General features: G+C 45.5%; 6 protein-coding genes and 1 pseudogene. 4 read left to right on the plus strand and 3 right to left on the minus strand.

Annotated features, from left to right (window positions below; translation table 11 throughout):
* Positions 1–105 precede the first annotated feature (105 nt).
* The 4 genes and pseudogenes from BACSA_RS03540 (at position 106) to BACSA_RS03555 (ending at position 8,833) form a co-directional block, all read left to right on the plus strand.
* Positions 106–3,096 (plus strand): SusC/RagA family TonB-linked outer membrane protein, encoded by a 2,991-nt coding sequence (locus BACSA_RS03540; RefSeq protein ID WP_013616747.1) that lies wholly within the window; start codon positions 106–108, stop codon positions 3,094–3,096.
* Positions 3,097–3,130: 34 nt separating this feature from the next.
* Entirely contained in the window at positions 3,131–4,882 is a 1,752-nt protein-coding gene (locus BACSA_RS03545) for a RagB/SusD family nutrient uptake outer membrane protein (RefSeq protein WP_013616748.1), read from the plus strand.
* A gap of 2 nt (positions 4,883–4,884) precedes the next feature.
* Positions 4,885–6,558: pseudogene (locus tag BACSA_RS03550) on the plus strand (endo-dextranase); the annotation flags it as partial.
* 121 nt (positions 6,559–6,679) lie between these two features.
* Complete coding sequence (locus tag BACSA_RS03555; RefSeq protein WP_013616750.1) at positions 6,680–8,833, plus strand: glycoside hydrolase family 97 protein; 2,154 nt, start codon at positions 6,680–6,682, stop codon at positions 8,831–8,833.
* Between the two features lie 477 nt (positions 8,834–9,310).
* On the opposite strand, the gene BACSA_RS03560 is transcribed toward BACSA_RS03555, so the two are convergent.
* The 3 genes from BACSA_RS03560 to BACSA_RS03570 form a co-directional block, all read right to left on the minus strand.
* Complete coding sequence (locus tag BACSA_RS03560) at positions 9,311–10,402, minus strand: TlpA disulfide reductase family protein (RefSeq protein WP_013616751.1); 1,092 nt, start codon at positions 10,400–10,402, stop codon at positions 9,311–9,313.
* A 78-nt stretch (positions 10,403–10,480) separates the two neighbouring features.
* The gene (locus BACSA_RS03565) at positions 10,481–11,185 is read right to left on the minus strand and encodes an AbgT family transporter (protein WP_013616752.1); all 705 of its coding nucleotides are present in this window, start codon (positions 11,183–11,185) and stop codon (positions 10,481–10,483) included.
* Positions 11,175–11,897, minus strand: coding sequence for a DUF5932 domain-containing protein (locus BACSA_RS03570; protein ID WP_013616753.1), 723 nt, complete (start codon positions 11,895–11,897; stop codon positions 11,175–11,177). Before BACSA_RS03570 ends, BACSA_RS03565 begins: the two co-directional genes overlap by 11 nt.
* Positions 11,898–11,901: the final 4 nt, after the last annotated feature.

Here is an 11,901-nt window from a genome sequence, read left to right on the forward strand (position 1 = left end):
ACTATCCTGCCAAGAAGGTTTCTTGTTAATGTCATACTTTTGCAATACGCTTCGTATGGAGAATGAAGCGATAATTATCAAATGTTTAATTTTAAATTTAATGGTATGCAAAGCAACAAGAAGCCATTACGATTCCGGCTATTCGCACTGTTGGTCGGAATCCTATGTTCACTCGGTGTTTCGGCACAGCAAATTACAGTGCAAGGTATCGTGAAAGACCAAACGGGCGAGCCTGTTATCGGTGCCAGTGTGGTACAGGACGGCACAAACAATGGTGTCATTACCGATTTCGACGGAAAGTTTACGCTTTCAGTTCCCGGCGATTCTAAGATTCGCATTTCTTACATTGGTTACATCACCCAGCTTATCCCCGTCAAAGGACAGAGTACGTTCAACATCACATTGGAGGAAGATTCCGAAATGCTGAGCGAAGTTGTAGTCATCGGTTATGGAAGTGTGGACAAAAAAGAACTGACTTCAGCCGTTTCTCACGTGTCCAGTAAAGATTTCCTGAACATCGCCTCGTCCGACCCTGCCATGCAGATACAAGGCAAAGTGGCAGGCGTGTCTATCGACAACCGTGGCGCAGCCGACCCTAACGTATCATCAAGCATTCAGGTACGTGGGCTTTCGTCGAGAAGTGCCGGAACAGGACCGTTGATTGTAATAGACGGTGTGCCTGGAGGTAATCTGATGAATGTCAACAGCAATGACATCGCTTCCATTGATGTATTGAAGGACGGTGCAGCTTCCGCTATTTACGGTACGCGGGGAAGTAACGGAGTAATCCTTATCACAACCAAACAAGGTTCGAAGGACGGTGCTATCCATACGACCTATAATGGTTATGTATCGGCTGATTTTATCGTCAACCCAATGAAAACGCTTTCTGCCGAACAGTTCCGTCAATGGCGTGTACCCCAAGGCGGAACAGATATGGGCGGCGACACCGACTGGATGGATGAAATCACCCGCACAGGGTTCTCCCATTCGCACGCCCTTACCTTATCGGGAGGCAATGCGCAGAACAATTACCGTGTGACGGTGGACATGCGACAGGCAAAAGGCATCGATTTACGCTCGGACCGCAAGGAATGGGGAGCACGCGCCACGTTCAACCATACAACGAAGAACGGACTCTTCAAATTCACAGCAAATGTTGCGCCTCGTTTCGTAAACAAAAACAATTCCGATTGGGGAGTGTTTGATGTAGCTTTAGTCGCTAATCCTACTACACCGGTATTCGACCCGTCTGACCCTTCTGGAAAAACTTATTATAATTTCCAAGGACAAGACAATTACAATCCGGTAGAAAAGCTGAAGTTAGAAAAGAATTATGACGAAACCAAATGGTTCGACTGGGATGTTACCGCCAAGCTGAATCTGTTGCCTTTGCTGGCTCCGGAGGCAAGCAATCATACATTGAGCACGCAAGTCACACTGGCGCAACAAATCAACGACAACATGAACTATTGGTATGCTCCTTCCACGATGACCACAGAAATCAATGCGGGGCGAAAAGGCGAAGCCAAACAGGCTTATACGAAAGACCGGCAGGAAAGCCTGGAATGGCTGGTGAATTACAGTTTTCAGAAAAAAGGACATAGCCTAAGCTTTATGGGAGGTTATTCTTACCAATACTGGATGCATAACGGTATGACCGCCGAAAACAAGGACTTTTCATCAGACGCTTTTTTGTGGAACAATTTGGGTAATGGTGAATATATGTTAGAAGAAGGGCGCAACGGCATGAGCAGCTATCGGAATGATGCCAAGCTCATCGCATTCTTCGGACGCCTCAGCTATGACTGGGAAAAACGGTATATGGTGACCGCATCTTTACGTTACGAAGGCTCGTCTAAGTTCGGCGACAATAACAAATGGGGATATTTCCCTGCGGTATCTGCCGGATGGCGTATCAGCGATGAAGCCTTTATGGAAGACATTCGCTGGATTAATGACTTAAAAATACGCGGTGACTTCGGTATGACGGGAAATCAGGATTTCGATGCATACAAGTCGTTGGCTACATACGGAGGTTTCGGTTGGGTTTACTATAATGGAGGTTACTATCAGGTATGGGGACCGGGCAAGAATGTTAATCCAGACTTGAAATGGGAAAAAGGCATCAACTGGAATGTGGGTGTTGATTTCTCGCTGTTCGATAATCGGCTTTCCGGTTCGATAAACTACTATCATCGGAAGCAGCAAGATTTGTTGGGTGACTATACCGTGCCTGTTCCTCCTTACCTATTCGAATCAACATTTGCCAACGTAGGAACGATGCGCAATACCGGAATTGAGATAAATTTGGACATATTGGCTGTGCAGACCAAAGACTTTACATATAATATCGGTTTTGTCGGCTCTACAAACAACAATAAGTTTGTAAGCTTCTCCAATTCCATTTACAAAGGCAACCCCTATATGGATGTTTGCGGATTGCCCGGTCCAAATAATCCCGGAAACTTGCAACGCATTCAGGAAGGAGAACGCATCGGGAACTACCGCACGTATGCATACGCCGGAGTAGATGCAGACGGCAACTGGCTGGTGTGGAACAAAGACAATACCGAAAAGATTTCCATCAATGATGCTACAGAGGAAGACAAGCGCATTACCGGAAACGGTCTGCCGAAATTTACCGCTTCACTTGCTAACACTTTTACGTGGAAGAATTGGGATTTGACTCTTTATTTCCGGGGCGCATTTGGATTCGACTTGTTCAATGTACACGATCTGTATTATGGCTTGCAAAGCTCGAATAAGATTTCAAACGTTCTGCCTAAAGCATACGAAGAAAACGCCGCTATCACAACGGGTGTCAATGTATTGACAGATTATTTCATCGAACGTGGTGATTATGTAAAACTGGATGTTGCCACGTTAGGATATACTTGGAATGTGGATAAGAAGTATTTGGAGCGTATCCGTTTCTATTTGACCGGAAGGAATCTTTTTACCATCACCGGATTCAGCGGAGTAGATCCTTCTACGTATTCGGTCAACGGCCTTACTCCAGGCACTTTCGGCGGAAACCGCAACTATTATCCTTCAACCACACAACTTATGTTCGGTGTGCAAGTGGATTTCTAACAATAGATAATGTTTAAAGAAAAAGAATGCAATTATGAAATTCAAGACGATTATAACTGATTTATGTATAGGAACAGCGTTGTTGACAATCACACCGTCCTGTACAGATTTAACGGAAAACGTTTACGACCAAACCGTTACTGCCAACTATTACCAGACACACGATGACGTGATACGTGCTTTCCTCCGTCCTTTTGAGCATGGATTCTGGTCTATTACCAGCACTTACCGGCTGCAAGAAATCACGGCAGACCAAATCGGGACATGGGAACGTGACGGTTGGTGGTACGATGGCGGTCAATGGGAACGTCTGCACGACCATACGTGGGGACTGGAAGGCGGAGAAGCCGACATTATAACAGGTTGTTGGAACGGCTTCTTCCAAGGCATCGGGCAGTGCAATTCTGTCTTGGAAGACTTTGCCCGCCTCGACCCTGTGCAATATGGCTTTACCACGGAAGAGTTTGATGCGCTCAAATCACAGATCCACGTGATGCGTGCTTGGTTTTATATCCGTGCGCTCGACCTGTTCCGCCATTTGCCTTTAGTGGTCAGTTTCAGCGATCAGTCGCAAAACACTTCTTACCAGTTGCCTCCGAAAGAGATTTTCAATTTTATAGAGACCGAACTGCTGGACGCTTTGCCTCTGTTGCCGTTGAAAGAAGGTAATTCGGGAAATGGAGTGAATCAAGGCCAATGGAATCAAGGTTCTGCCGCCGCATTGTTGGTCCGTCTCTATTTAAACGCCGAAAAATGGATTGGAGAGGCACGTTATGACGATTGTGCCCGTGTGGCTCAGGAAATCATTGACGGCAAGTATGGATATTATGCGCTGGATGAAAAGTGGGATAGCCCGTTCGATTGGAACAACGAGACATCCAACGAAGTGCTTTTTGCCTATACTTCCAGTTACGGGTACAGCCATTGGCACATGACCAGCGACATGTATTGGTGGGGCTTGCCTTCGAACGCCCACTATTATTTCGGCTTCACGGATTGGGGAGGCATGAATCCAGGGCGTGGTGTCCAGCCGGGACACGATGTGGACGGCAATCTTTATCACTTTGATTTGGGCACGCCCATTCCCAAGTTCCAGAAGTATCCCGAAGATGTGCGTTTGAAGAAATATGTCAATTTATCCGGCACCAGCCAGCGTGAAGGCATGTTTCTCTATGGCTATTTGCCATACGCTGATGGTTCCGGCGAGCATGTTAAATCTCCTGTAGGTGATTATCCGATTTATTTACGTGATCAAGTAGGCAAATTCGGGAATACTGAACCAGGTACGGTTATAGACGACAAGGAGTCCAGTGTGACTCACGGCGACATGAATTCTGGATGGTGTTGCGTAAAATACCCCATTTACCGTGATGATGATCCGGGTGCGATGGAATCCGATTATGTAGAAATCCGTTTGGCGGAAATCTATTATTCGTTAGCCGAATGCAAGTTCCGACAAGGGGATGTTACTGAAGCTGGCAAATTGCTCAACACTGTGCGCAAGCGTAATTATCCTGAAGACACGTGGACAGAATACCTTTACCAGCCTGAAGGGAAAGTACAGTTGACCGAGGGTGAATTGTTGGACGAATGGGGACGTGAGTTCATCGATGAATCACGCCGCCGGACCGACCTTTGCCGTTGGAACAAATTCAGTTCGTCCACTTGGTGGGACAAACAACCTGACGCGGACAATCATACCGACATCTTTATTTTGACACAAAAGATTTTAGGGGCGAATCCCGACTTGAAACAGAACCCAGGTTATCCCGATATCGCACGTTGAGTATGAAATTTTTTTCGCATATATTGTGGTTTTGCGGTGCAGCGGTCTTAGGAACCGCTTGCACCCGCCATCCGGCACCGAAAGAAGAAACGGAAATCTTGCAGCTTCAAACGGACAAAGCCTGTTATCATCCCGGCGATTCGGTAACATTCGGAATAGACAAGAGCGTATCTTTATCAGGGCTGCACGTTCGTTACCGTCATTTGAACGAGGTGGTGGATGAAGATTCATTGCATGCCGATTCATGGACTTGGATGCCGCCTGCCGTAGACTACAAAGGCTATCTGGCAGAAGTATTCCGTCGGGATACAAAAGGTAAAGAAGAAACTTTAGGTACAATTGCCGTTGATGTGTCTTCCGATTGGAGCAAATTCCCCCGTTACGGATTTTTGTCACATTATGCCGGTGTATCGCAAGAACATATGGAGCAAATTATCGACCGGTTAAACCGTTTACATATCAATGGCGTTCAGTATCAGGATTGGCACTGGAAACACCATCGGCCCGCAGCAGGCACTTCATCTTGTCCCGCTGAAACCTGGACGGATATTGCTTTGCGTCCCGTAGAAAAACGGGTGGTGGATGCTTACATTGCTGAAACGCATCGCCGGGGAATGCTCTCTATTTTCTATAACCTGTGTTTCGGTGCACTGAAAGATGCTGAAACGGACGGAGTATCTCCCGACTGGTTCTTGTATAAAGACAAAGCCTGCACCGAACGCGATGCACACCGCCTGCCTTCCCAATGGAAGAGTGACATCTACTTGCTTGATCCGGGAAATGCAGGTTGGCAACGGTATTTGGCACAGGAAAACGAAAAGGTGTACAGCCTGTTCGCTTTCGACGGTTTTCAAATAGATCAGTTGGGAAGCCGAGGCATCGTGTACAACGCCCAAGGGCAAGAAGTGGATTTGCCTCAAGCGTATGAATCATTCATCCGTGCGATGCGTACAGCCCGGCCAGACAAACGGTTGGTGATGAATGCGGTCAGCGGATTCGGTCAGGATGCCATAGCCCGTGCGGGTACAGATTTCTTCTATAATGAAGTATGGGCAGACCAGCCTCAATTCGCTGACTTAGCCGAAATCTTAAAAGAAAATGCCGCTTTGGATTCCACTCGCGCTACCGTATTTGCCGCTTATATGAATTATAATGTGGCGGATTCAACGGGGATATTCAATACGCCCGGAGTTTTACTGACAGATGCTGTGATGTTCGCTTTAGGGGCTTCGCATTTAGAAGCAGGTGAGCACCTGCTCTGCAAAGAATATTTCCCGAATAACAACTTACGCACAACGGCGGAATTGGATAAAGCACTCATCGCTTATTATGATTTTTTGGTAGCTTACGAGAATTTATTACGTGATGGCGGGCAATGGCAAGAAATCAAGGTGGATTGTACCGATGGTTCTTTGAAATTCGCTTCTTGGCCTCCACGTGCCGGATGTGTATCTGTGCTTTGCCGGCAAATTGGCAATAAACAAGTATTGCATCTGCTTAACACTTCACAAGCTGATAAATTGGAGTGGCGTGACGCTTCTGGAACAATGCCGGAGCCAGACTTACATACCGATGTACCCATAAGCATAGAAGTTGCCCGTCCAATAGAGCGTGTATGGATGGCATCGCCTGATTTTCATTTCGGCATACCTTATAGTCTGGAGTTCCGGCAAAAGAAAGGACAGGTAACGCTAACATTGCCTAACTTAAAATATTGGGATATAGTGGTACTAGAATATTAAGTACCTCAATAGAGTATTGGTTTTTAGATAACAAACTTTTAATAAAATCTGTAATATGAAGAAACTATTATTAACGGCAGGCATTCTGCTGACTTCCCTTTTAGGGAAAGCCGAAGGAATTACATCCCCTTCCGGCATAGTGAAAGTCGATTTCGAGTTGACAGGAAACGGTGTCCCGACTTACAGCGTGGCATACAAAGACCGTCCTGTAGTGAAGCCCAGCACCTTAGGATTAGAGTTGAATGGACAAAGCAATCTGATGGATGGTTTTGAGGTTGTGAAAACGTCCACCTCTACTTTCGACGAAACATGGCAACCCGTGTGGGGAGAAACGAAAGACATCCGTAATCATTACAATGAGTTGCTGGTGGAACTGCGCCAACCCACTACCGACCGCTATATGAACATCCGATTTCGTGTGTATGACGAGGGAATGGGGTTACGTTATGAATTTCCGACACAAAAGAACTTGATTTATTTTGTCATTAAAGAAGAGCATACCCAATTTGCCATGACCGGCGATCATACCGCCTGGTGGATTCCCGGCGACTACGATACGCAGGAGTATGATTACACAGAAAGCCGTCTGTCTGAAATCAGAGGATTGCTGGAGAAAGCATATACAAGTAATCTGTCGCAAACGATGTTTTCGAATACAGGCGTTCAGACTTCTTTGCAGATGAAGACAGACGATGGACTGTATATCAATCTGCACGAAGCCGCTTTGGTGGACTACTCGTGTATGCATCTTAATCTGGATGATAAGAACATGGTTTTCGAATCCTGGCTGACTCCCGATGCGCAGGGAAACAAAGGATACATGCAAGCTCCGTGCCATACCCCTTGGCGTACGGTAATGGTTAGCGATGATGCCCGCGACATCTTGGCTTCTAAACTGATTTTGAACCTGAACGAGCCGTGCAAGCTGGAAGATACTTCGTGGATAAAGCCTGTAAAGTATATCGGTGTATGGTGGGAAATGATAACGGGCAAAAGTGCCTGGTCGTACACCAATGACCTGCCATCGGTGAAACTGGACGAAATTGATTATACTAAGGTGAAACCTCACGGTAATCATGGTGCCAATAACGAAAACGTAAGACGCTATATCGACTTTGCCGCACAACATGGTTTCGACCAAGTGCTGGTAGAAGGATGGAACATCGGTTGGGAAGACTGGTTCGGCAACAGCAAGGATTATGTTTTCGATTTTGTAACGCCCTATCCTGATTTCGACATCAAAGCCTTGAACGAATATGCGCATAATAAAGGTGTGCGTCTGATGATGCATCATGAAACTTCAGCGTCTATCCGTAACTATGAACGGCATTTGCGCGATGCCTACGAACTGATGGAGAAATATGGATATAATTCGGTGAAAAGCGGATATGTAGGCAACATCATTCCTCGCGGTGAGCACCATTACGGACAATGGATGGTCAATCATTATTTGTATGCCGTAAAGGAAGCAGCCAAACATCATATTATGGTGAACGGGCACGAGGCAGTACGCCCTACAGGCCTATGCCGTACCTATCCTAATTTAATAGGGAATGAATCTGCCCGTGGAACAGAATACGAAGCTTTTGGCGGAAGCAAACCTTTCCATACAACGGTCTTGCCTTTCACACGCCTGCAAGGCGGTCCGATGGATTATACGCCGGGGATTTTCGAGATGGAAATCAGCAAACTGAACCCCAATAACCATTCGCATGTCAACTCTACCTTGGTGCGTCAGTTAGCTTTGTATGTCACATTATACAGTCCGCTCCAAATGGCTGCCGACATTCCTGAAAACTATGAACGTTTTATGGATGCCTTCCAGTTTATCAAAGATGTAGCTGTAGATTGGGATGACAGCCGCTATTTAGAAGCTGAACCAGGACAATACATCACAGTGGCACGCCGCGCGAAAGGAACTAATGACTGGTTTATTGGCTGTACCAGTGGCGAGAACGGACACGACTCTGAATTAAGATTCAATTTCTTGGATACAGACAAAACCTATATTGCTACAATTTATGCCGATGCTCCTGACGCTCATTATAAAAATAATCCGCAAGCATATATTATTCATAAAGGGACTATTACTGCTAAAACAACATTGAAGCTGAAAGCAGCTCCCGGTGGAGGATATGCCATCAGTATATGCGAAGCCTCAAAAGAGGAGAGTAAAGGACTAAAGCGTCTTTCAGGAAATATTCATTAAAATGAACTTCGCATCTTGCCCAATTGCTTGTAGAAGCGTATTGCAATTAGGCTGGAATGCAATTGTTTTTAGGAAGGTATTTAGCCGCTCAGGCAGACAGAGGTATATGTTTTGTGAGTTTCAATAGGCTGAAACTATAGTTTTATATATACTGAAACTTTTGTTTCAATAATCTAAAACCATAGTTTCACACTATTAAAATAAAAGCGAAACTATACTGCCTTAGCGAAAGAAACTGTATATAATTCAATATGAGTGCGTTATAGATTCATATAAATGCCTGCAAACAGTTCATTTGACACAATGCAGACATTCATCCTCATTAAGAAGCACAATTCACTATCGGGCAGTGCAATCATGTTTGTAGGAATGAAACAAATTATCCCCGCATTCCCGATCTGCAATGCTATACTTGATTCCAATAAAAATGGGCAAACTGCTTTCTTGCAGCTTGCCCATTTTTATTAACTTCACGGCTTATTTCAGCAATTCAGCCAACTTGGCTTCGATTGCATCCCCACGCAGATTGCGTGCGATAATCGTACCTTCCTGGTCTACCAATACCGTAGCCGGAATGCTGCGTACGCCATACAGTTTAGCGCCTTCACAATCCCAGGCTTTCAAGTCTGACATTTGCGGCCATGTGATGTTCAAATCCTTGATGGCTTTCTTCCATGCTTCTGCGTCACGGTCGAGAGAAACGCCCACGATACCGAAGCCTTTTGACTGATATTTCTTATATGCAGCAACTACATTCGGCATTTCCGCACGGCAGGGACCGCACCAGCTTGCCCAGAAGTCAATCAACGTATACTTGTTCTTTGCAATGAAATCAGATAATTTCACGCTTTCACCTTCAGGAGTATTCATGGTGAAATCAATGAACTTCTGGCCTACCGCGGTTTTAGCTACCGTAGCCAAATGTTCTTTCAAAGCCACCACGTCTTCATTTGAGGCATACGATGCAGGTATCTGGTCTACCAAAGGCTGAATGCGCTCGGTTTCAAATGCGCCATAATAGTTTGTCAACATCTGGACACCCATCAAATTCGTAATGTTTGAAGAAATGGCATTGAACATCATTTCCATGCTCAAACTATCCTTTTCCTCCAATTGCTTTTCAGCCTCTTTACGCTGCTCTGCGCTCAACGAGTCGTTCTTACTCTGCTGGTACAAAGCAAACATTTCTTTATTCAAAGGAATAAATTCGTCCATGAATTTCTGATAAGCATCGTTACATACTGTACCCGCCACTTTCGAAACTTCCTTATTCATGTTCAATGTAATGGTTCCCGGTTCAAGAAAGACCATCGTCTGCATCTCTCCCGGAGCGTATGTCACATAACGGCTTACTGTAACCGTATCGGCATCTCCCGTAAACTGGAATGTTCCGCCTGTTACTACCGCAGAATCAACGCTGACCCAATTCCTGCCAACCAAATCCTGCAAATACACAACTTCACCGTCAGCTACACCTTCAATTGTACCCTTAATTGTATAACTCGGTTTGCTCTGACATGAAGCAAACGCCAGCATGCCAGCGGTTGCTATCCATAAAAATGTTTTCATATTGCTATTTATTGAATAATTTTGACGGACAAAGATACGTTTTTTTTCATAGATACGGATAAAACGGCCTATATTTTATCATTCATTGGTAGTTCTTGATAAAAACAATGTTAAAAACAGGCCTATCACATAACAAAGATGAAGGGCGGAAGGACTTAATCCCATAAACACATCCAGTCCGGTATAGCGGAGCGAGGCAAAAAACTGTACCATAAAGAAAAGCGTAATGAAAAAGCCGGAGAAACGGACAAAGGCATACGACAATCCCCGTACCAAGTCCCGGTCGGTATGATAATAATCTACAGCATATCCGTACACCAAAGCCATGGTGCCCACTCCTACAGACACGAGAAAAGTACACCCCTCCGCCAACGGCGAATGTTCCAATCCTCCGGTAATGCTTCGTACCAGATTCCACGGTCCCCATGCCAGAAGCATGCATCCCGCCAAGAATATGCCTCCGACCATTAAACTCCAACAGAATGCCCGTTTTTCTTTTCCCGACAAACGGCTATGACGCATGAACAGACGCATGATGAGTGCCCCAAGCCCCGAATGCATCCATAACCCTATCCCAAAAGCCAAGATAAGCAAATGCCCCAGAAACGGAGCCTTCAGGAATCCGGGGACGGCATTCCTTAATTGCCAACGCAAACCTTCGGAGCTGAGCAGGCTTTGCACATCATGCCAGCCGTAAATGCTCCCTACCCATGATAAAAACGCGACAAGCAACGTGAGCAGGAAGAATACAATAGCCGGATGCAGAAAACGTCTATTCATCATCAGGCTCTAAATTATCGATATCCAGGATGCGCAATTCGAAAGCCCGTGTGACCAGCCGGCAGGCGTTCACGCCGGTACGTTCGTCTGAACGGAACAAGCGGTTTATCAAATCATTCTGACGCTTCTCTATCGATTTCACGCCAAAAGGCATTCCTTTCAGGTTCGTAATCATTTCTTTCGTATAGCCCAGCGCCAAATGACGCAACAAACGCTCGTCATACTCATCAATATCGTAATCAATCAACGCTTCCTGACGGCGCTGCTCAGCAAGTACCGACTGCTTGAAACGGTCTACAATTTTTTCTAATATCGGATAATTGAATACCAGTTTCTTTCCAGCCATTACCGCTTCTACATCGGTTGCGGTCAACAGTTCTCCCGTTTTCAGGATAATGCCATCCGCTCCGGCGTTCAATGCGTCTACCCAAAGCTTTTCGTTCAATACTTCTCCCGTAAAAATCAAGACTTTCAGTTCGGGATGTTCCTTATGCAAACGGGCACAAATGGAAACCCCGATTGTAGTAGATCCTCCCAATCCTAAATCAAGCAAGACCATATCAGGGATATGCTGTTGCAGCAAAGCCCAAAACTCCGCCTCGGTCATGGCCGTACCTATCACTTCTGCATTGGGTATCTCATGACGGAATATCTCTTCCGTACCTTTTAATTCCAATTTTACATCTTCAACGATGATAACCTTAAATTTTTCCATATAC

This window comes from Phocaeicola salanitronis DSM 18170 (assembly GCF_000190575.1).
In the GTDB taxonomy this organism is placed as follows: Bacteria; Bacteroidota; Bacteroidia; order Bacteroidales; family Bacteroidaceae; genus Phocaeicola; species Phocaeicola salanitronis.